Here is a 20,131-nt window from a genome sequence, read left to right on the forward strand (position 1 = left end):
GGATTATAGGAGGGCCGCTTAGGGCCTGTTCGCCCTGTGCAAGGGGGTCGCGTTGCTTCGAAAAGGGGCTGGCTGTGGCGAGCTTCGCGACCCCCTTGCACAGGGTGCACAGGCCCTAGACTACCCGCTTCGATACGACCCGGAGCGCCCCATGGCCGACCCCCTTCTGATCGCACGGCATGAAGCCATCGAGTGCAATCTTCTCCCCAGCCTGGCCAACCGCCACGGCCTGATCACCGGCGCCACCGGCACCGGCAAGACCGTCACCCTGCAGACCATCGCGGAGAAGCTGTCCAGCATCGGCGTGCCGGTGTTCATGGCCGACGTCAAGGGCGACCTGACGGGCGTCAGCCAAAAGGGCACTATCGGCGACAAGCTGGCCGCCACGCTGAAAGAACGCGGCATCGATCTGCCCGAGCCCTCCGCCTGCCCCGTCACGCTGTGGGATGTGTTCGGCGAACAGGGCCATCCGGTGCGCGCCACCATCTCCGACATGGGCCCGCTGCTGCTGGCCCGCATGCTCGACCTGAACGAAACACAGGCCGGCGTGCTGAACCTGGTGTTCAAGATCGCCGACGACAACGGCCTGCTGCTGCTCGACCTGAAAGACCTGCGCGCCATGCTGCAGTACGTGGGCGAGAACGCGAGCCAGTTCACCACCCAGTACGGCAACATCAGCGCCGCCAGCGTGGGTGCCATCCAGCGCGGCCTGCTGCAGATCGAGACCCAGGGCGGCGACAAGTTCTTCGGGGAGCCGATGCTCAACATCGCCGACTTCATGCAGACCGTGGGCGGCAAGGGGGTCATCAACGTCCTCGCGGCCGACAAGCTCATGAACTCGCCGCGCCTGTACGCCACCTTCCTGCTGTGGATGCTGTCGGAGCTGTTCGAGCAGCTACCCGAAATCGGCGATCCCGAGCAGCCCAAGCTGGCCTTCTTCTTCGACGAGGCCCACCTGCTGTTCAACGAGGCGCCCAAGGCGCTGGTGGAACGCATCGAGCTGGTGGTGCGCCTGGTGCGCTCCAAGGGCGTGGGCGTGTATTTCGTCACGCAGAACCCGCTGGACATTCCCGATACGGTGCTGGCCCAGTTGGGCAACCGCGTGCAGCACGCGCTGCGCGCATTCACCCCGCGCGACCAGAAGGCCGTGAAGGCGGCCGCCAGCACCATGCGCCAGAAGCCGGGCCTCGACATCGAAACCGCCATCACCGAACTCGCGGTCGGCGAGGCGCTCGTGAGCTTCCTCGACGAAAAGGGCCGCCCGAGCGTGACCGAACGCGTATTCGTGCTGCCGCCGGGCAGCCAGCTCGGCCCGATCACGCCCGACCAGCGCAAGGCGCTGGTCACGGGCTCGCTGGTCGCGGGCGTCTACGAGAAGACGGTGGACCGCGAATCGGCCTACGAAAAGCTCAAGGGCCGCGCCGAGAGCGCCCCCGACGCGCCCGCGGTTGGTGCGGGTGGCAAGCCCGCGGCCGAATCGTCCGGCTCCGGCATGGGCGGCATGCTCAACGACATGCTCTTCGGCACCACCGGACCGCGCGGCGCGAAGCACGACGGGCTGGTGCAGACCATGGCCAAGTCGGCGGTGCGCACGATGGGCACCTCGGTAGGCAAGGAGATCCTGCGCGGTGTGCTGGGCGGGATCTTCGGCAGCAAGAAGCGCTGAGGAGGCCCCCTCGGGGCCGCTTACCAGCGCAGCAGGCGCGGCCCCAGCGCGGCGCCAGCCAGCACCGGCACCGCGATCCCGCTCACGTACCAGACTGCGAGAAACGGCGCGGTGAGTTCCATGCAGTGCAGCGCATAGATCGCGGCACCAACGCCTCCGGCCAGCGCCCCGGCCGCGGCCCCCGCCAGCGCCGGCCGCGTGGGCGCCATCCCCTTGAGCGCCACCAGCGTGGCCGCGAGCACCGGCAGCGCCATCAGCCCGATGCTCAGCGCGCAGATGCGCCATGACTGCCCCATCAGAGAGGGCATGCGCGCTTCCATCGGCAGGGTGAACCAGGCGGCCACCGCCAGCACCCACACCCCGAGCACCGGCAGCGCCGCGCCGACCCAGGCGCGCCGCGGCGCCACACCCGGCCGCGCAAGCCGCTCCACGGCCACGAAGCCGGCCGCTGCGATGCACAGCGGGAACAGCACCTTGACCCAGAACATCGGCCAGAACATGGCCTGCACGATGTCGTACCGCACGCCGTACCCGGCGAACAGGATCGCGAACGAGAGCGGCAGGCCCAGCAGCACCGCCAGCCCGATGCGCCGGCCGGCGCGGCGGCGCGGCGCGGCCACCTCACCATTCGCCAGCATCGCGACGAGATCGTCGGTCTTCATGCCGCACTTCCCCAATTGCTGCCGCACCGCGCCGCCAGCGCCTTGAGCCCGCGGTGGATACCGACCTTCACGGCCGACTCCGACATGCCGGTCAGGCTCGCGGTTTCCGCCACCGACAGGCCTTCGATCTTCACGTGCACGATCGGCAGGCGCTGGCGCTCGGGCAGGGTTTCGAGCAGGCCGCCGAGGTCGCGCTTCGCATCGCTGGCCTCCTCGGCCGATTCGGTGAACACAGCCAGGTCGTCGTCCAGCGGGTCATGCAGGTCTTCGCGGACCGACTTGGCGCGCAGCAGGTCGATCATCTTGTAGCGCGCAATCGCATGCACCCAGGCCGTCAGCGGCTGGTCGCTCTGGTAGGTGTGGCGCTGGTTGTGCATGGCGAGCAGGCATTCCTGGACGAGGTCTTCCACTTCATCGGGCCAGCCAAAGAGGCGCTTGCCCAGAAAGGCGCGCAGGTGCGCGCTGAGTCGCTGCAGGAAGTCGCGGTAGGCCTTCGCGTCGCCGTCGAGGCCGCGAAGGAACAGGCTGCGCAGCGCCGCTTCCGCGTCGCTCGGGTTCACCCTGCTGCTTATTGTGTTTCGTGCCATCGGGCCGGCCGGTTACAGCCGTGTCGAAAAAAGATTCCGGCTGATTGTGCCCAAGCCATCCGCTTGCAAGCGCCACACGCCATCGGTACATTGTGTTTTTTGAGGGCCTCCAATGTCTGCAGACAGTACAACGATCCCTTCCGTCCCTAGCGGCGTCACGCCCCTCCCCCCGCTCCATCCCTCGACGTCGACCGGCCACATCCGGCTTACCTCGCACGCGGGCGGCTTCGGTGCCCTGCCCATCCAGTGGGGCGCGGCCACCGCCACCGAACGAGGGCCGGTCGTCGGCACCACCACCAAGCGCGCGCACCGCAACGTCATCGGCACGCACAGCGGTTCATACAGCGTGTACCGCGCGTTGGCGGTGGCGGCAGGGGCGCTCAAGCGCGAGCACAAAGCCGACCTGACCAACACCGCGCCGACCGACGTGATCGGCCCGTATCCGCAGTGGAGCGATCCGGGCCGCATCGTGTCACTCGACCCGTGGGGCGCACTGGTGGCCGATGTGTTTTCTGCAGAACTCGCGGCGGGCTACGACATCCGCCCGACCATCGCGATCACGAAGGCCCACGTGATCCTGCCCGAGGTGATCGAGGCGCTGCAGAGCGGCCGCCTCAAGGCCGATGGCAAGTTCCTCACCGCCGGTGGCGCCGCGATGGTCACCAAGGCCGCCATCGAACCCGTGTGGTACCTGCCCGAGGTGGCGCGGCGCTTCGGCTGCTCCGAGACCGACCTGCGCCGCACGCTGTTCGAAGAGACTGGCGGCATGTACCCCGAGCTGGTCACGCGCTCCGACCTCGAAGTGTTCCTGCCGCCCATCGGTGGGCAGACGCTCTACATCTTCGGCAATCCGCGCGACCTGGCCAATCCCGACGTTGAGCTCACCGCGCGCATCCATGACGAGTGCAACGGCTCCGACGTGTTCGGCTCCGACATCTGCACCTGCCGGCCCTACCTCACGCACGCCATCGAGGAGTGCATCCAGGGTGCGCAGCGCGGCGGTGTCGGCCTGATCGCCTACTCGCGCAAGGAAGGCCGCGCGCTCGGCGAGGTCACCAAGTTCCTGGTCTACAACGCGCGCAAGCGCCAGGTCGGCGGCGACACGGCCGACCAGTACTTCGCGCGCACCGAGTGCGTGGCCGGGGTGCAGGACATGCGCTTCCAGGAGCTGATGCCCGACGTCTTCCACTGGCTCGGCATCAAGAAGATCCATCGGCTCGTGTCGATGAGCAACATGAAGTTCGACGCGATCACCGGCTCGGGCATCGAGATCGGCGAGCGGGTGAACATTCCCGACGAGCTGATTCCAGCGGACGCCCGCGTCGAGATGGACGCGAAGATGGCCGCCGGCTATTTCACGCCCGGCCCGGTGCCGGACGCCGACGAACTCAAGAAGGCCAAAGGCCGGGGACTCGCCGAATGAGCAACAGTCACGACCAATTCGACAACATGCCGGTCGACGGATCGGGCAGCTTGCCGCCGGGCGGCGCGGGCGAGATCGACCCGTCCATCGAATTCACGGCCGACACCGCGCACCCTGCCGGCGCTGCCAGCCTGCTGCGCACCACAGCCGCCATCCGGCAGCGCGCGGGCGCCCTGCTGGCGCGCGCGCGCCGGGGCGAATCGCAGTGGTTCCGCATCGGCGGCGACGACACGCTCGAAGACGCCGCACGCACCGTCGCGGAGGTCACGCGCGAGCGTTATCCGTGGGACACCATCCCATACCACAGCCGCTGGCGCCATTTCGAGGCGGGGGGCGCCGACCGGCTGAAGCAGCTGGACGAGTTGCTCGGTCCGCGCATCGATGCACGGCAGCGCGCCCGCGCGCACATCGACCTCGTGCTGGTGAGCGTGCTGCTCGACGCCGGCGCAGGCCCCGACTGGGGCTACACCGAGCCGGCCACGGGCGCGCGCTTCACGCGTTCCGAAGGGCTGGGCGTGGCGAGCTTCCACGCCTTCACCAGCGGACTTTTCTCGTCGAACCCCGACCATCCCTGCCAGGCCGATGCGGCCGGCCTGCGCGGCCTCGTCACCGACCGGCTCGGCGACGCGTTCCAGGTCAGCGAAGTCAATCCGCTGGTGGGCCTCGCGGGCCGCGCGGTGCTGCTGCGCCGGCTTGGCGAAGCGATGAGCGAGCAGCCCGAGACCTTCGGCGAGGACGGCCGCCCCGCCGGCATGTTCGACGCCCTCGTGGCGCCCTTCGGCGCCGCCACGCCGCCCACCGCCGAGATCACCGCGCACCAGATTCTTTCGCTGCTGCTGGAGACGCTCTCGCGCATCTGGCCGGCGGCCAACGCAGTCGACAGCATTGCCGCCGACGGCAGCGACAGTGCAGGCGGCATCGGCTCGGGCGACCCGGCGCTGGCGCTGGGCGACTGCTGGCGGCACAGCGCGGTGCGCGGACCCGGCCTCACCAATGGCTGGATGCCCTTCCACAAGCTTTCGCAGTGGCTCACGTACTCGCTGCTCGAGCCCTTCGAGTGGGCCGGAGTGAAGGTGCGGCACCTCGACGCGCTCACGGCCCTGCCCGAGTACCGCAACGGCGGCCTGCTGATCGACAGCGGCGTGATCGTGCCGAAGGACCCCGCCTTCCTCGAGCGCCGCTGGAAGGTGGGCGACGAGTTCATCGTCGAATGGCGCGCTCTCACGGTGGCGCTGCTCGACGAGGTGGCACCGCGCGTGCGCAAGGTGCTCGACCGCACCGAGGAAGAATTGCCGCTGGCCTGCGTTCTGGAAGGCGGCACCTGGGCGGCGGGCCGGGCTCTGGCACAGCGCTTGCGTGGCGGTGCTCCGCCTCTGCTGATCGAGAGCGACGGCACTGTCTTCTAGACTCCCGGTTTTCAGCAACGATAGAAAAAATTCCAATGAGCAACGTCCACCTCGTCAACCACCCCCTCGTCCAGCACAAGCTCACCCTGATGCGCCGCAAGGACGCGTCCACCAACAGCTTCCGCCGGCTCCTCAATGAAATCAGCATGCTCATGGCCTACGAGGTCACGCGCGACATGCCGATGCAGGACATCGAGGTCGAGACCCCGCTCGAGACCATGCAGGCCAAGGTCATCGACGGCAAGAAGCTGGTGCTGGTGTCGATCCTGCGTGCCGGCACCGGCATCCTGGACGGCATGCTGACCGTGGTGCCGGGCGCGCGCGTCGGCCACATCGGCCTGTACCGCGACCCCAAGACACTGACGGCCGTGGAGTACTACTTCAAGATGCCGGGCGAGATGGAGAACCGCGACGTGATCGTGGTCGACCCGATGCTGGCCACCGGCAACTCGGCCGTGGCCGCAGTCGAGCGCCTGAAAGAGCTGAACCCCAAGTCGATCAAGTTCGTCTGCCTGCTGACCTGCCCCGAAGGTGTCGCAACCATGCAGAAGGCCCATCCGGACGTGCCGATCTACACGGCCGCGATCGACCGCGAGCTGAACAGCCACGGCTACATCCTGCCCGGCCTCGGCGACGCGGGCGACCGGATCTTCGGCACGAAGTAAGGCTCGCCCCCAGGCTGCGCGCACTTCGTGTCGCTTCGCCTTCCCCCTACCGGGGGCAACACCAGCGGCCCGGCAAAGCCGGTTCCGCGGTGTACCCCGAACAGATGCGCCATCGAGGCCACGTTTTTTTCATAGACCGAGGAGAAGCACCGTGACAGCACGCCGTCAGTTAATCATTCGTTCCGTCGCCATCGCCGCAGCGCTTGCGGCGGGCGCGCCCGGCCTGGCGTTCGCACAGGCCAAGCTCAAGGTGGCGGCGGTGTACACCGTGCCGTTCGAGCAGCAATGGGTGGGCCGCATCCACAAGGCGCTGAAGGCGGCCGAGGCGCGCGGCGAGATCGAATACAAGGCCACCGAGAACGTCAGCAACGCCGACTACGAACGCGTGATGCGCGAGTACGCCACCGGCGGCAACCAGCTGATCCTCGGCGAGGTGTTCGGCGTGGAGGCGGCTGCGCGCAAGGTGGCCAAGGACTTTCCCAAGGTGGCCTTCCTGATGGGCTCGTCGCTCAAGCCGCAGGCACCCAACTTCAGCGTGTTCGACAACTACATCCAGGAGCCGGCGTACCTGAGCGGCATGGTCGCGGGCGGCATGACGAAGAGCAACCGCATCGGCATGGTCGGCGGCTTTCCGATTCCCGAGGTCAACCGCCTGATGAACGCCTTCATGGCTGGCGCCAGGGAAACGAATCCGAAGGTGGAGTTCAGCGTGAGCTTCATCAACAGCTGGTTCGACCCGCCGAAGGCCAAGGAAGCAGCCTTCGCCATGATCGACAAGGGCGCGGACGTGATGTACGCCGAGCGCTTCGGCGTTTCGGACGCGGCCAAGGAAAAGGGCAAGCTCGCCATCGGCAACGTGATCGACACGCAGGGCCAGTACCCCGACACGGTGGTGACCTCCGCCCTGTGGAACTTCGAGCCCGCTGCCGACCGCGCGATCAAGCTCGTGAAGGAAGGCAAGTTCGTGGCCGAGGACTACGGCGTGTACGCACAGATGAAGCACAAGGGCTCCGAGCTCGCGCCGCTGGGCACCTTCGAGAAGAAGGTGCCGGCAGACATCGTCGCCAAGGTGAAGGCCAGGCAAGCCGACATCCTGTCGGGCAAGTTCACGGTGAAGGTGGACGACAGCCAGCCCAAGTCCACCGCAAAGTAGGCATCGTCGAATGCAAATGAATCGTGTGCGGTGGCAGACCGCAAGCCAGGCCGTGGCTGTCGTGGCCTTGGCGCTCGGCCTCGCCGCGTGCCAGCGTGAGCAACCCGTGGCTGCGGCGGCGCCCGCCGCGGCGGCCACGCCTCCTGCGATGGCCGCATCGGCGGCAGCGCTCCCAGTGGCCGCGGCGCCGGTCGGCATCCCGCCCCAACTGCAGGAGCGTGCCGATGCCCTGCTCGCCGCCCACCGGCAGATGATCGTGCTGATGACCGGCGAGCGCACGCTCGACGCGGCCGAGAAGCGCGCGGTCGGCGCGGTTGGGCAACTGCTGTTCCATGACATGCAGGAGCGCCAGCGCGCACTGGTCGCCCAGGCCGGCGAGGAATCCGACCCGGCCACGGTGCCCGCATTGAACGCGCTGCTGGACCGCATCGAAAGCGAGCCGAGCTGGTTCGATGCCGACCGCCTCGCGTTCAAGGAATTCCTCGGTGAGCTGAGCACGCGCTACGGCCAGGCGCAGTCGCTGTCCGGCCTCAAGCTCGGCCGCCGCGCCAGCGAAGACCTGGTCGTGCTCGCCGAGATCGAGCAGGCCTACGACCGTGAACTGAAGGACGTGTTTGGCCGCTTCGCGCAGCGCGGCATCGAGCCCAAGCGGGAAAAATGGGCCGACTACGTGGCCAAGCTCCAGGGCATCTATTCGCGCGAGAAGATCCTCAAGGACTTCGGCGCCATCGTCCCCTACACCCAGCCCGCGGGTGGTGCCAAGGAAAGCGCCGCTGATTCGCGCGAGATCTTCGGCACCTCGCTGCCCCCAAAGACCGTGGTGCTGACCTTCGACGACGGCCCGCACGCCAAGCACACGGACGAGATCCTCGAGATCCTCAAGCGCTACGACGCGCCGGCCATCTTCTTCGAGCTCGGCCAGAACCTCGGCAAGCTCGATGCCCAGGGCAAGGCCCAGCTCGGCGCCAACGGCGCTGTGGCCAAGCGCGTGCTGGCCGCGGGGCATGTGCTGGCGAACCACAGCTTCAGCCACGGCATGATGGCGAAGATGAGCGACGACGCGGTGCGCACCGAGGCCACCGAAACCGAGGCCTTGCTCGACGTCACCGGCCGCCCGCAATCCACGCTGTTCCGCTTTCCCTACGGCGCGCGCAACGAAGACAAGCTCAGCACGGTCGAGGCGCTCAAGCTGCGCTCGATGCTGTGGACCGTCGACTCCATGGACTGGGCCGACCCGGTGCCCAAGTCGATCGCCGACCGCGTGCTGGCCGAGGTCGACAAGGCCAAGCACGGCGTGATCCTGTTCCACGACATCCAGGGCCGCACCGTGCAGGCGCTGCCGACGGTGCTCGACCAGCTGGTGGCCGACGGCTACCGCTTCGCCACCTGGCGCGACGGCAAGTTCGTCGTCAATGCGCCCAAGCGCGCGGCACCGGACGACGGCATTGCCGCCGCCGCTGCCGGCGACACGCTCTACCGCGAAAGCTACGCGCTGGTGATCGGCATCGACAAGTACGCCAGGTGGCCCGGTCTGCATCACGCGGTGCTCGACGGCAAGGCCATGGAACAGGCGCTGGTCACGCGCTTCGGCTTCAAGCCCGAGAACGTCACGGCGCTGTACGACGGCGACGCCACGCGCGCCAACATCCTGCGCACGCTCAACGACAAGCTGACCGACAGCAAGCGCGTGAAACGCGACGACCGCGTGCTGGTGTTCTTCGCCGGCCATGGCAGCACCCGCAAGCTCGCGAGCGGGCGCGACGTCGGCTACATCATCCCGGTCGATGCGTCGCTCGACGACCTGGCGGCCGACGCCATCTCCATGCCGCAGCTGCAGGAAGTGGCCGAGGCGCTGTCGGCCAAGCACGTGTTGTTCATGGTGGACGCCTGCTACTCGGGCCTGGGCCTCACGCGGGGCGGCGGGCCGCGCGGCAGCAAGAACTTCCTGAGCGACAACGCGCGCCGCATCGGCCGCCAGATGATCACTGCCGGCGGCGCCGACCAGCAGGTGGCAGACGACGGCCCCGGCGGCCATTCGGTCTTCACCTGGACGGTGCTGCAGGCGCTGTCGGGCAAGGCCGACCTCAATGGCGACGGCGTCATCACCAGCACCGAGCTCGCGGCCTACGTGGCGCCTGCCGTCTCGGCCATCGCGCGGCAGACGCCTGCCTTCGGCAGCCTGCCGGGCTCGGAGGGCGGCGAGTTCGTGTTCGCACTGCCGACCGAGCGCGAAGGCCTCAGCGGCGACGTCGTGCAGCTCGATGCCGCGGCCAGCCAGGTCAACAAGCGCATCGACGAGGCCAACGAGCAGGCCGTGCACGCCGCCGCGGCGACGCCCAAGGCCGCCGCCGCCATCGAGGTGGTGGTGAAGAACCTGGACGGCGCCGAGGCCAGGCTGACGATGCCGGCCGCCGCGCCGCTGCCGCCGCGTGTGGCGGCCCAGCGCGCCAACGACCGCGGGCTGCAGCTGTACCGCGAGCGCCGCTACGACGAGGCCGAAGCCGCCTTCACCGAAGCGCTCAAGCAGCAGCCGCGCTTCGCGCTGGCGGCCAACAACCTCGGCTTCCTGTACTTCAAGCGCGGCAAGCCGGTCGAGGCTGCGCGCTGGTTCGAGCAGGCCATCGACATGGACGGCAGCCGCGCCCTCGCCTACCTGAACCTCGGCGATGCGCAGCTGCAGGCCGGCAACGACGCCAAGGCGCTCGCCGCCTACACCACCTTCGTCGGCCTGGCGCCGAAGCACCCGCGCGCTCCCGCGCTGCAGGCCTGGATCGCCACGCCCGATGCCGCGCATCGCCCTGCACTACCACCCACCAACTCATGACGCCCCACCACACTTCATTGCTGCAACGCCTGCGGGGTCCGGTGCTTGCCGCCACGCTCGGCCTCGTGCTCTCGGGTTGCGTCGGCGTCTACAGGTCGCCCGATGTCGTCAGCACCGACAGCAGCACGCGCCTGGACAGCACGCCGCGCATCGCAGTGCTCTCGGCCTTCGAACCCGAGCTCAAGCTGCTGCTGACGCGCCTGCAAGGCCCGGTGAAGTACAGCGTGAACGGCGTGGAATTCACCACGGGCACGCTCGAAGGCAAGCCCGTGGTGCTGTTCCTGTCGGGCATCAGCATGACGAACGCGACGATGAACACGCAGCTCGTGCTCGACCGATTCCGCGTCACGAACATCGTGTTCAGCGGCATCGCGGGCGGCGTGAATCCGTCGTTGCACGTCGGCGACGTCACGGTGCCGGCCCAGTGGGGCCAGTACCTCGAGGTGCTGATGGCGCGCGAAACCGCACCCGGCAAGTACACGGCGCCGCCCTTCATCACCGACGCCACGCGGCCGAACTTCGGCATGATGTTCCCGCGCCCGGTCGAGGTGCGATCGGCGGCGCGCCCCGAGATCCAGCGCAAGTTCTGGTTCGAGGCCGACCCGAAGATGCTCGACGTGGCGCGCGGCATCCGCAGCGTAGACCTTGCCAACTGCAGCGCCGGCAAGTGCCTGCCGCGCAAGCCGCAGCTGGTGGTCGGCGGCAACGGCGTCTCGGGCCAGGCCTTCATGGACAACAAGGCCTACCGCGAATACACCTACAAGACCTTCCAGGCCAACGTGCTCGACATGGAAACCGCGGCCGTGGGCATGGTCGCCTATGCCAATGGCGTGCCCTACATCGCCTTCCGCTCGCTCAGCGACCTCGCGGGCGGCGGCGACGGCGAGAACGAGATGGGCACCTTCATGGGCATTGCGGCGGACAACTCCGCAAAGGTCATGCTCGCGTTCCTCGCTGCGTGGAAGTGATCCCGCGTCCTCTCCCTCCCTTCCAGGGGGAAGGAGCAAGGCCTTCATGAACACCACGACCGTTCTCCGCCTCGAAGGCATCACCAAGCGCTTCGGCTCCCTCGTCGCCAACGACGCCATCTCCCTCGACCTGCAGGCCGGCGAAGTGCTCGCGCTGCTTGGGGAGAACGGCGCCGGCAAATCGACGCTGATGTCCATCCTGTTCGGCCACTACGTCGCCGACGAAGGCAGCATCGAAGTCTTCGGTGCACCGCTGCCGCCGGGCAACCCGAAGGCCGCGCTCGCCGCCGGCGTGGGAATGGTGCACCAGCATTTCACGCTGGCCGACAACCTCAGCGTGCTCGACAACGTGATGATGGGCACCGAGCCGCTGTGGCTCCCGGTGTCGCGCCGCGCCGCCGCACGCACCAGGCTGCTCGAGGTGGCCCGGCGCTTCGGCCTGCCGGTGCAGCCTGATGTGCAGATCGGCAGCCTCTCGGTCGGCGAGCGCCAGCGCGTGGAAATCCTCAAGGCGCTGTACCGCGGCGCGCGCATCCTGATCCTCGACGAGCCGACCGCCGTGCTCACGCCGCAGGAAAGCGAGGCGTTGTTCGCCACGCTCGCGCAGATGGTGGCGCAGGGCTTGTCGGTCATCTTCATCAGCCACAAGCTCGGCGAAGTGCTGCGCGTGTCGCACCGCGTGGCCGTGCTGCGCGGCGGCAAGCTGGTAGCCGAGGCGCGCACCGCCGACACCACGCAGGCGCAGCTCGCGCTGTGGATGGTCGGGCATGCGGTCGAGGCGCCGCAGCGGCGGCCGGCCAGATCAGTCGGCGATGCGGTCTGTGTGCTCGATCACGTGAGCACCGTATCGGACAAGGACGGCGGGCAGGACCATTCGGCCGGCCTTCGCGAGGTATCGCTGACGCTGCGCGCCGGCGAGATCACCGCCATTGCAGGCGTCTCCGGCAACGGCCAGGTCGCGCTCGCCGAGTTGCTGAGCGGCACGCGCCGCGCCATCTCTGGCACCGCCCAATTCATGGGCCGCGCATTGCCGCCCTCGCCCGCCCGGCTGGTGCAGCGCGGCGTCGCGCGCATTCCGGAAGACCGGCATGCCGTCGGCGTGGTCGGTGATCTGCCGGTGTGGGAGAACGCGGTGTCGGAACGGCTGCGCAGCCCGGTGTTCTCGCACTGGTCGTGGCTCGTGAAACGCACCGCCACCCGGCTGCATGCGCGGCGCATCGAGAAGGCATTCGACGTGCGCGGCGCCGGCCTGATGGCCCCGGCCCGTTCGCTCTCCGGCGGGAACATGCAGAAACTGATCCTGGGGCGTGCACTGCTCGCGCCTGAGCAGCCCGAAGCTGCCAAAGGCGACGACAACAGGAAGCACCCGAACCGCGCGCCGCGCCTGATCGTCGCGCACCAGCCGACCTGGGGCCTCGACATCGGCGCGGTGGCCTATGTGCAGCAGCAACTGATTGCAGCACGCGACGCAGGCGCGGCCGTGCTGCTGATCTCCGATGACCTCGACGAAGTGCTCGCGCTCGGCGACCGCGTGGCCGTGATGCATGGCGGCCACCTGGGCGAAGCCCGCCCGGCCACCGCGTGGACGCGTGAAGCCATCGGGCTGGCCATGGCCGGCGCGACGGCGCCTCGATCCAAAGGAGCCGCAACATGATGCGGCTCGAACGACGCCACGAGACCTCGCGCGCCGCATTGGTGCTTGCCCCCATCGGCGCGGTCGTCTTCACCATGGCGGTCAGTGCGCTGCTGGTGCTGTGGGCCGGCGCTCCGGTCGGTCGCACCTATGCGCTGCTGCTGCAGGGCGGCTTCGGCTCGGTGTTCGCGTGGAGCGAAACGCTGACGCGCGCGATCCCGCTGATCCTCACCGGGCTGGCGGCCACAGTCGCATTCAAGGCGCGGCTGTTCAACATCGGCGCCGAGGGCCAGCTTTACGCTGGCGCGCTGGCCGCCGTGGCGGTGGGCGGTATGCATGGCGGCACCGGTTTCGAGCTGTCGCCTTGGCTGCTGTTTCCGCTGATGATGCTGGCCGCCGCCATCGCGGGCGCACTGATGCTGCTGGGCCCGGCGCTCATGAAGAACCGGCTGGGCGTGGACGAGGTCGTCACCACGTTGCTGATCAACTTCATCGTTCTGCTCGGCGTCTCGGCGCTGCTCGACGGGCCGATGAAAGACCCGAGCGCCATGGGCTGGCCGCAGAGCGTGTCGCTGCAGTCCGACCTCGAACTGGGCAAGCTCGTCGCGCAGACGCGCGTGCACACCGGACTGCTGTGGGCCGTGTCGCTCGCCGTGACGGTGTGGGCTGTCTTCAAGTACACGGTGCTGGGTTTCGACATTCGCGCCGTGGGCGCGAATGCGCGCGCCGCGGCCTTCGCCGGCGTGCCGGTGACGCGCACCGTGATGATGGTGGCGCTGCTCTCGGGCGCGCTGGCCGGGCTGGCGGGCGCGATCGAGGTGGCGGGCCGCACGAGCTACGTCACGCTCGACATGTCGCCGGGCTACGGCTACACGGGCATCGTGATCGCGATGCTGGCGGGGCTGCATCCGCTGGGCGTGATCGCGGCCGGCGTGTTCGTAGCGGGCGTGCTGGTCGGCGCCGACACCATGAGCCGCGCGGTCGGCGTGCCGACCTACATTGCGGACGTGATCGTCGCAGCCTCGCTGATCGCGGTGCTGGTGGCAACGCTGCTGACGCAATACCGGGTGCGATTCAAATGACAGCATGTCCCTTCCCGATCTTGCACCCACCCCAGTCCTCCCCCGGAAGGGGAGCGAGGAATACAGCATGACCGACCTGCTCGACATCCTCGCCAACCCGGCTTTCTGGGTCGCGGTGCTGCGCATCGCCACGCCGCTGATTCTGGGCACGCTCGGCGTGCTGCTGTGCGAGCGCGCAGGCGTGCTCAACCTCGGCATCGAAGGAATCATGGTCGCGGGCGCCTTCACCGGCTGGCTCGCGGTGTATGCAGGCGCGCCGCTGTGGGTCGGCGTGGGCGTGGCCGCGCTGACGGGCCTGGTGTTCGGGCTGCTGCACGCCTTTCTTACCGTAGGCCTGGCGCTCTCGCAGCATGTCTCGGGGCTGGGCATCACGCTGCTGGCGACCGCGCTCAGCTACTTCGGCTACCGCGTGAGTTTTCCAAAGGTGAACACACCGCCGACCATCACGCCCTTTGCGCCGATGGACTGGCTGCCCATTCCGATCCTCAATGCCCAGACCGCGCTCACGCTGTTCGCGCTGCTGCTGGTGCCCATCATCGGCTGGGTGCTGTACCGCACGCCGCTCGGCCTCGCGCTGCGCATGGTCGGCGAGAACCCGCAGGCGGCCGAGAGCCAGGGCGTGTCGGTTGCGGCCACGCGCACGGGCGCCATCGTCGCGGGCTCGGCGCTGATGGGCGTGGCCGGCTCGTTCCTCACGCTGTCTGCCTTCAATGCCTTCTTCTTCAACATGGTGAACGGCCGCGGCTGGATCTGCGTGGCGCTGGTGGTGTTCGCCTCGTGGCGTCCGGGCAAGGCGCTGGTCGGCGCGCTGCTGTTCGCCTTCTTCGACGCGCTGCAGCTGCGGCTGCAACAATCGGGCGATGCCATGCTGCCCTACCAGCTGTACCTGATGCTGCCGTACCTGCTGTCGATCCTGGCGCTGGTGCTGGTGGCGCGCAAGGCCAGCTATCCGCAGGCGCTGATGAAGCCCTATCGCAAGGGGGAACGCTGATGGTGAAAACAACCGCTGCAACGCTGCTTGGCGCGCTGTTGACGTTTGCCGGCACAGGCGCGAATGCACTGGGCAGCGACTACAGCTACGACACCTTCAAGACGCCCGATTCGGTCAGCTGGGTGCAGCTGTGCGGCACCTGGGGCAAGACCCATCAGGGCACGTACCGCGTCATCCATGCCGACCAGTACGCGCAGTCCTTCCTCTATGTGCAGTGGATGGCGCGCGATGCCAATGGCGGCCTGCATGCCGAACACACGTTGGCGATTGCCGAACTCGACAACGACCATGCCGAGATCGCGCTCACCGACCTCACCTGCCGCGCCACGCCGCGCGGCATCGTGGTGACGGCGAAGGCGACGTCCGGGCATGACGACAAGCTGCGCCGCGTGACCATCGAGGTCGGGCCGACGGCGGGACAGTACCGCTACCGGGGACAGCGCATGCGCTGACATCCCGGCTCGCCAGTTAGCGCAATTCGCCGCGCTGCGCGAAATAGCGCGCCGGCGAATCCCCGAAGCTGCGCTCGAACATCGCGATGAAGTTGCTCGGCGTGGCATAGCCGAGCGCATCGGCAATATGACGGCATCGACCTTCTTCATCTCTATCGTGCTCCAGCAGGTGCTGGGCTACGGTCCACTCCAGCTGCAGGGTTGCCGGGCGGCATTTCTGGCCACTGCCGCGCTCGGCGCGCTCGCTGCGTTGACATCGCTGACACTGCGGCGCAATGCCGAAGGAAAATAGCGGCAATCCGATACCCATCGGGCCTTCGTCGCCCGGCTGCCAGAGACCCACCACGATGCTCGACCTCCTCATCACCAACGCCACGCTCCCCGACGGCCGCACCGGCATGTCGATCGCCGTGCAGGGCGGGCGCATCGCCGAAGTCACCGCAGGCCTCGATGCACCGGCGCACGAGAAGCTCGATGCGCAGGGCCTGCTGCTCGCGCCCCATTTCGTCGACCCGCATTTCCACATGGACGCCACGCTGAGCTACGGCCTGCCGCGCGTCAACGAGAGCGGCACGCTGCTCGAAGGCATCGCACTGTGGGGCGAGCTGAAGCCGCTGCTCACGGCCGACGCGCTCATCGAGCGCGCCCTGGCCTACTGCGACTGGGCCGTGGCCAAGGGGCTGCTGGCCGTTCGCTCTCACGTCGACACCAGCGACCCGAGCCTGCTCGCGGTCGATGCGCTGCTCGAAGTCAAGCGCAAGGTCGCGCCCTACCTCGACCTGCAGCTGGTCGCCTTCCCGCAGGACGGGGTGCTGCGCTCGCGCGGCGGCGTCGCGAACCTGGAGCGCGCGCTCGACAAGGGCGTGGACGTGGTCGGCGGCATTCCGCATTTCGAGCGCACCATGGCCGATGGCACGGCCAGCGTGAAGCTTCTGTGCGAGATCGCCGCCCAACGCGGCAAGCTGGTCGACATGCACTGCGACGAGTCGGACGACCCGCTCTCGCGCCACATCGAGACGCTGGCCTTCGAGGCGCAGCGCCTCGGCATGCAGGGCCGCGTGACGGGCTCGCACTGCACCTCCATGCACTCGATGGACAACTACTACGTGAGCAAGCTGCTGCCGCTGATCTCGCAGAGCGGCGTGGCCGTCGTCGCCAATCCGCTCATCAACATCACGCTGCAGGGCCGCCACGACACCTACCCCAAGCGCCGCGGCATGACGCGCGTGCCCGAGCTGATGGCCGCCGGCGTCAACGTCGCCTTCGGCCACGACTGCGTGATGGACCCGTGGTACGGCATGGGCTCGGGCGACATGCTCGAAGTGGCGCACATGGGCCTGCACGTGGCGCAGATGACGAGCCAGGCCGGCATCCGCCAGTGCTTCGAGGCGGTAACGACCAATGCGGCGCGCGTGATGCACCTGCAGGGCTACGGCATCGAGGCGGGTTGCGATGCGAGCTTCGTGCTTCTGCAGGCGCGCGATGCGGTCGAGGCGATCCGGCTGCGCGCCGCGCGGCTCAAGGTGTTCCGCAAGGGCCGTCTGCTAGCCGAAACGCCTGCTGCCACGGCCAGCCTGCACCTCGCGGGCCGGGATGCATCGACGAGCTGGATGGCGCCGAAGCACGCCGGTTGAGTGCAACGGTCAGCCCGGCGACAGGGCTGCAGCGCGAAAATCCGGCCTTCATCGGTTCACCGGAAGCCCTCTCATGAAACGTCTTGCAGGGATCTGCGCGGCCTGGCTGCTGGCGCTGACGTTCTCGCCGGCCATCGCGCAGCAGCCCGGCGCCGAAACGGCCGCACCGCCCGCCAGCGTGCGCTTGCTGGCCAACCAGCCCTACGGCCCCGATCCGCGCCAGCGCATGGATGTCTACCTGCCGCCGAACGTGCAGCGAGGTACACCGGTGCTCGTGATGGTCCACGGCGGGGCCTGGATGTTCGGCGACAAGGCGGCCGCGTCGGTGGTGAACCAGAAGATCGAACACTGGGTGCGCGGACAAGGCTTCATCCTCGTTTCGGTGAGCTACCGCTTCGTGCCGCAGGTCGACGTGATGCAGCAGGCGCAGGACGTGGCACGTGCCGTCGCCACCGTGCAGGCGAACGCGCCGTCGTGGGGCGGCGATGCCGGCCGCTTCGTGCTCATGGGCCATTCGGCCGGCGCGCACCTTGTCGCATTGCTCAGCGCATCGCCTTCCATCGCCCGGCAACAAGGTGCCCGCCCCTGGCTCGGCGCCGTGGCACTCGACAGCGCCGCGCTGGACACGGTCCAACTAATGCAGCGCCGCCACATGCCCTTCTACGATCGCGTGTTCGGCAACGATCCCGCCTTCTGGCGCACCGTGTCGCCCACCGATGCCCTTGCGCCCGGCGCGCCGCCGATGCTGCTGGTGTGCTCCACCCAGCGCCGCGACGGCTCATGCACGCAGGCCCAGCAGTTCGCGGCGCGCATCGCCGCAACCGGTGGCCGTGCGGAAGTGGCCCCGGAAGATCTTTCGCATGCGCAGATCAATTCCGAACTGGGGCTGCCCGGCGCCTACACCGCGGCGGTGGATGCTTTCGTCCGCGCCCTGATCGGCACGCCCAGCCGGAGCTAGGCAAGCTGCTGCACCAGCGCCGTCAGCGCCTCGCCGACGGGGCGCTCGACCTTCAGCGAAAGCAGCGCATCGGCTCGCGTGCGCCCCAGGTTCACCGCCGCCACCGGCTTGCCCGCCGCGGCCGCCGCCTGCACGAAGCGGAAGCCCGAATAGACCATCAGTGACGAGCCGGCCACGAGCACCGCATCGGCCTCTTCCAGCGCGGCGAAGGCGGCGGTGACGCGCTCCTTGGGCACGCTCTCGCCGAAGAACACCACGTCGGGCTTGAGCAAGCCGCCGCAGTGCGAGCAGGCGGGCACGTCGAAGTTGGAGAAATCGCGGCCTTCGAGGTCGGCGTCGCCGTCCGGCGCGGCGCGGGCCTCCAGCTCGGCCCAGCGGGGGTTACGCTGTCGCAGTTCGAGCTGCAATCCGGAGCGCGGCGTGCGCCGCTCGCAGCCCATGCAGCGCACGGTGTCGATGCGCCCGTGCAGGTCGATGGCGCCCCGGCTGCCCGCGGCTTCATGCAGGCCATCGACGTTCTGCGTGAGCAGCAGGCCGACGCGGCCTGCGTCGCCCAGCTTCGCCAATGCGCGGTGCGCTGCGCCGGGCCGCGCTCCCGCCATGGTCGGCCAGCCGATCAGGCTGCGCGCCCAGTAGCGCTTTCGCGTGGATTCCTCGCCCATGAAGGCCTGGTAGGTGACGGGTGACGGGCGCTTCCATTCGCCATCCACGTCGCGGTAGTCGGGAATGCCCGAATCGGTGCTGCAGCCCGCGCCGGTGAGCACGAAGAGCTTGCGGTGGCGCGTGGCGAAGTCGGTGAGCGCATTGTGCGCGGCTGGGGTGGCGGGCATCCGGCCAGCATAAGCCGGCGGCCCGATTCCTGCTAAAGGCCTCATTCTTGTCCGTCAGCGGAGAACGCCATGCCCCACCTTCATCCCACGCGCCGCGGCGCACTGCAGATTCTTGCCGCAGGCGTCGCCTCGGCCGCCCTTCCCGCTTTCGCACAATGGCCCGACAGGTCGATCAAGATCATCGTGACCTTTCCGCCGGGCGGCTCCAGCGACGTGCTGGCGCGCGTGATGGCGGAGCAGCTCGCGAAGAAGCTCGGGCAGCCCGTGGTCGTCGACAACAAGCCGGGGGCCGGCGGCACCATCGGCGGCGCGCAGGTGTCGTCTTCGACCGCCGATGGCTACACGCTGATGCTCTCGAACACCACGCCGATCGCGCTCGGACCGTTCACGCTCGACAAGCAGCCCTACGACCCGGTGACGGGCTTCACCCACGTGGCCTACCTGGGTGCCGCGCCGCTGGTGATCATGGCGAGCAAGCAGTCGGGCCTGAAGAGCTATGCCGACCTGGAGGCGATGGCGCGCAAGGAAGGTCACCTGGACTTCGGCTCGGGCGGCCCGGGCTCCATCGGTCACATCCACGGCGAGCTGCTGAAGAAGATCACCGGGCTCAACATGGTGCACGTGCCCTACCGCGGCGGTGCACCGATGAGCACCGACCTGATCGCCAACACCATTCCAGTGGGCATCGACGTCATCACCTCGTACGTGCCCTTCTTCAAGAGCGGCCAGCTGGTGCCGCTCGCGGCGACGGGCGCGCAGCGCTCGCCGCTGATGCCCGATGTGCCGACGATGGTCGAGCTGCATCAACCGAAGCTGGTGCTCGAGAACTTCTTCGGCCTGTCGGGCCCCGCCAAGCTGCCGGCGGACGTTGTGACCCGGCTCAATGCCGCCTGCAACGAAGTGCTGGTGATGCCCGAAATCCAGAAGAAGCTGACCGAGCTGGGCATCGTCGCCAAGCCGGAATCGGTGGCCGCATTCAACGGCTTCGTCAAGGAACAGGTCGATGTGCTGGGGCCGACGGTCAAGGCCGCCGGCATCAAGCTCTAGATGTGAAGCTCCAATAGGTTGTATCCGGTGTTCATCCGGATTGGGTTTGAGAGACTGGAAGTCGCCAAACACCCAATCCACTCAGGACGCCCAACCGGATGAACACCCATAAGCATGCCCGACTTACCTTTGCCCGCCGATTCGAGATGG

General features: G+C 68.4%; 17 protein-coding genes and 1 pseudogene. 14 read left to right on the forward strand and 4 right to left on the reverse strand.

All coding sequences use genetic code 11. The features are described 5' to 3' along the window. The first annotated feature begins 151 nt into the window (after positions 1–151). Entirely contained in the window at positions 152–1,666 is a 1,515-nt protein-coding gene (locus tag AC1DFC_RS24125; protein WP_007837857.1) for a helicase HerA-like domain-containing protein, read from the forward strand. A 20-nt stretch (positions 1,667–1,686) separates the two neighbouring features. Here the strand turns inward: AC1DFC_RS24125 and AC1DFC_RS24130 are convergent, their stop codons facing one another. After that, positions 1,687–2,328: an NrsF family protein gene (locus AC1DFC_RS24130; protein WP_007837859.1), complete on the reverse strand. Its 642-nt coding sequence runs from the start codon at positions 2,326–2,328 to the stop codon at positions 1,687–1,689. Continuing rightward, positions 2,325–2,915: a sigma-70 family RNA polymerase sigma factor gene (locus AC1DFC_RS24135; RefSeq protein ID WP_007837861.1), complete on the reverse strand. Its 591-nt coding sequence runs from the start codon at positions 2,913–2,915 to the stop codon at positions 2,325–2,327. Before AC1DFC_RS24135 ends, AC1DFC_RS24130 begins: the two co-directional genes overlap by 4 nt. A 112-nt stretch (positions 2,916–3,027) precedes the next feature. Here AC1DFC_RS24135 and AC1DFC_RS24140 point away from each other — a divergent pair, with 112 nt between their 5' ends. From AC1DFC_RS24140 to AC1DFC_RS24185, 10 genes are all read left to right on the forward strand, one after another. Next, on the forward strand, positions 3,028–4,338 hold the full coding sequence (locus tag AC1DFC_RS24140; RefSeq protein ID WP_478180128.1) for a GTP cyclohydrolase II: 1,311 nt from the start codon (positions 3,028–3,030) through the stop codon (positions 4,336–4,338). Further along, positions 4,335–5,744 carry a URC4/urg3 family protein gene (locus AC1DFC_RS24145; RefSeq protein ID WP_413331495.1) on the forward strand — a complete coding sequence of 470 codons (1,410 nt, stop codon included), beginning with the start codon at positions 4,335–4,337 and terminating at the stop codon, positions 5,742–5,744. Before AC1DFC_RS24140 ends, AC1DFC_RS24145 begins: the two co-directional genes overlap by 4 nt. 35 nt (positions 5,745–5,779) lie before the next feature. Beyond that, positions 5,780–6,409: a uracil phosphoribosyltransferase gene (upp, locus tag AC1DFC_RS24150; RefSeq protein ID WP_007837874.1), complete on the forward strand. Its 630-nt coding sequence runs from the start codon at positions 5,780–5,782 to the stop codon at positions 6,407–6,409. 151 nt (positions 6,410–6,560) lie between these two features. Then, the gene (locus AC1DFC_RS24155) at positions 6,561–7,562 is read left to right on the forward strand and encodes a BMP family protein (protein WP_478180129.1); all 1,002 of its coding nucleotides are present in this window, start codon (positions 6,561–6,563) and stop codon (positions 7,560–7,562) included. A 10-nt stretch (positions 7,563–7,572) separates the two neighbouring features. Beyond that, the gene (locus tag AC1DFC_RS24160; RefSeq protein WP_478180130.1) at positions 7,573–10,386 is read left to right on the forward strand and encodes a polysaccharide deacetylase family protein; all 2,814 of its coding nucleotides are present in this window, start codon (positions 7,573–7,575) and stop codon (positions 10,384–10,386) included. Next, positions 10,383–11,354 carry a 5'-methylthioadenosine/S-adenosylhomocysteine nucleosidase gene (locus tag AC1DFC_RS24165; protein WP_007838860.1) on the forward strand — a complete coding sequence of 324 codons (972 nt, stop codon included), beginning with the start codon at positions 10,383–10,385 and terminating at the stop codon, positions 11,352–11,354. Before AC1DFC_RS24160 ends, AC1DFC_RS24165 begins: the two co-directional genes overlap by 4 nt. Before the next feature lie 46 nt (positions 11,355–11,400). Beyond that, the gene (locus AC1DFC_RS24170) at positions 11,401–13,008 is read left to right on the forward strand and encodes an ABC transporter ATP-binding protein (protein WP_413331498.1); all 1,608 of its coding nucleotides are present in this window, start codon (positions 11,401–11,403) and stop codon (positions 13,006–13,008) included. Beyond that, positions 13,008–14,069: an ABC transporter permease gene (locus AC1DFC_RS24175; protein WP_413331530.1), complete on the forward strand. Its 1,062-nt coding sequence runs from the start codon at positions 13,008–13,010 to the stop codon at positions 14,067–14,069. Before AC1DFC_RS24170 ends, AC1DFC_RS24175 begins: the two co-directional genes overlap by 1 nt. Positions 14,070–14,136: 67 nt before the next feature. Further along, complete coding sequence (locus AC1DFC_RS24180; protein ID WP_007838850.1) at positions 14,137–15,060, forward strand: ABC transporter permease; 924 nt, start codon at positions 14,137–14,139, stop codon at positions 15,058–15,060. Beyond that, positions 15,060–15,512 carry a hypothetical protein gene (locus tag AC1DFC_RS24185; protein WP_478180131.1) on the forward strand — a complete coding sequence of 151 codons (453 nt, stop codon included), beginning with the start codon at positions 15,060–15,062 and terminating at the stop codon, positions 15,510–15,512. The genes AC1DFC_RS24180 and AC1DFC_RS24185 overlap by 1 nt, the downstream gene beginning before the upstream one ends. 16 nt (positions 15,513–15,528) lie before the next feature. Here the strand turns inward: AC1DFC_RS24185 and AC1DFC_RS24190 are convergent. Further along, a pseudogene (locus AC1DFC_RS24190) lies at positions 15,529–15,639 on the reverse strand (helix-turn-helix domain-containing protein); the annotation flags it as partial. A gap of 220 nt (positions 15,640–15,859) precedes the next feature. On the opposite strand from AC1DFC_RS24190, the gene AC1DFC_RS24195 reads away from it, so the two are divergent. Beyond that, positions 15,860–17,146: an amidohydrolase family protein gene (locus AC1DFC_RS24195; protein ID WP_413331500.1), complete on the forward strand. Its 1,287-nt coding sequence runs from the start codon at positions 15,860–15,862 to the stop codon at positions 17,144–17,146. Positions 17,147–17,219: 73 nt separating this feature from the next. Continuing rightward, positions 17,220–18,104: an alpha/beta hydrolase gene (locus AC1DFC_RS24200; protein WP_413331501.1), complete on the forward strand. Its 885-nt coding sequence runs from the start codon at positions 17,220–17,222 to the stop codon at positions 18,102–18,104. Here AC1DFC_RS24200 and AC1DFC_RS24205 read toward each other — a convergent pair. Next, positions 18,101–18,934 carry an NAD-dependent protein deacetylase gene (locus tag AC1DFC_RS24205; protein ID WP_413331502.1) on the reverse strand — a complete coding sequence of 278 codons (834 nt, stop codon included), beginning with the start codon at positions 18,932–18,934 and terminating at the stop codon, positions 18,101–18,103. The two genes, AC1DFC_RS24200 and AC1DFC_RS24205, sit on opposite strands and share 4 nt — an antisense overlap. A gap of 69 nt (positions 18,935–19,003) precedes the next feature. Here AC1DFC_RS24205 and AC1DFC_RS24210 point away from each other — a divergent pair, with 69 nt between their 5' ends. Next, positions 19,004–19,981: a Bug family tripartite tricarboxylate transporter substrate binding protein gene (locus tag AC1DFC_RS24210; RefSeq protein ID WP_413331503.1), complete on the forward strand. Its 978-nt coding sequence runs from the start codon at positions 19,004–19,006 to the stop codon at positions 19,979–19,981. Positions 19,982–20,131 lie beyond the last annotated feature (150 nt).

This window comes from Variovorax sp. 10L421 (assembly GCF_056395365.1).

Excerpts from the sequence above, each read along its gene's own strand:
- AC1DFC_RS24125 (WP_007837857.1), top strand. The coding sequence starts at position 152 with ATGGCCGACCCCCTTCTGATCGCACGGCATGAAGCCATCGAGTGCAAT.
- AC1DFC_RS24130 (WP_007837859.1), bottom strand. The coding sequence starts at position 2,328 with ATGAAGACCGACGATCTCGTCGCGATGCTGGCGAATGGTGAGGTGGCC.
- AC1DFC_RS24135 (WP_007837861.1), bottom strand. The coding sequence starts at position 2,915 with ATGGCACGAAACACAATAAGCAGCAGGGTGAACCCGAGCGACGCGGAA.
- AC1DFC_RS24140 (WP_478180128.1), top strand. The coding sequence starts at position 3,028 with ATGTCTGCAGACAGTACAACGATCCCTTCCGTCCCTAGCGGCGTCACG.
- AC1DFC_RS24145 (WP_413331495.1), top strand. The coding sequence starts at position 4,335 with ATGAGCAACAGTCACGACCAATTCGACAACATGCCGGTCGACGGATCG.
- upp (WP_007837874.1), top strand. The coding sequence starts at position 5,780 with ATGAGCAACGTCCACCTCGTCAACCACCCCCTCGTCCAGCACAAGCTC.
- AC1DFC_RS24160 (WP_478180130.1), top strand. The coding sequence starts at position 7,573 with ATGCAAATGAATCGTGTGCGGTGGCAGACCGCAAGCCAGGCCGTGGCT.
- AC1DFC_RS24165 (WP_007838860.1), top strand. The coding sequence starts at position 10,383 with ATGACGCCCCACCACACTTCATTGCTGCAACGCCTGCGGGGTCCGGTG.
- AC1DFC_RS24170 (WP_413331498.1), top strand. The coding sequence starts at position 11,401 with ATGAACACCACGACCGTTCTCCGCCTCGAAGGCATCACCAAGCGCTTC.
- AC1DFC_RS24175 (WP_413331530.1), top strand. The coding sequence starts at position 13,008 with ATGCGGCTCGAACGACGCCACGAGACCTCGCGCGCCGCATTGGTGCTT.
- AC1DFC_RS24180 (WP_007838850.1), top strand. The coding sequence starts at position 14,137 with ATGACCGACCTGCTCGACATCCTCGCCAACCCGGCTTTCTGGGTCGCG.
- AC1DFC_RS24185 (WP_478180131.1), top strand. The coding sequence starts at position 15,060 with ATGGTGAAAACAACCGCTGCAACGCTGCTTGGCGCGCTGTTGACGTTT.
- AC1DFC_RS24195 (WP_413331500.1), top strand. The coding sequence starts at position 15,860 with ATGCTCGACCTCCTCATCACCAACGCCACGCTCCCCGACGGCCGCACC.
- AC1DFC_RS24200 (WP_413331501.1), top strand. The coding sequence starts at position 17,220 with ATGAAACGTCTTGCAGGGATCTGCGCGGCCTGGCTGCTGGCGCTGACG.
- AC1DFC_RS24205 (WP_413331502.1), bottom strand. The coding sequence starts at position 18,934 with ATGCCCGCCACCCCAGCCGCGCACAATGCGCTCACCGACTTCGCCACG.
- AC1DFC_RS24210 (WP_413331503.1), top strand. The coding sequence starts at position 19,004 with ATGCCCCACCTTCATCCCACGCGCCGCGGCGCACTGCAGATTCTTGCC.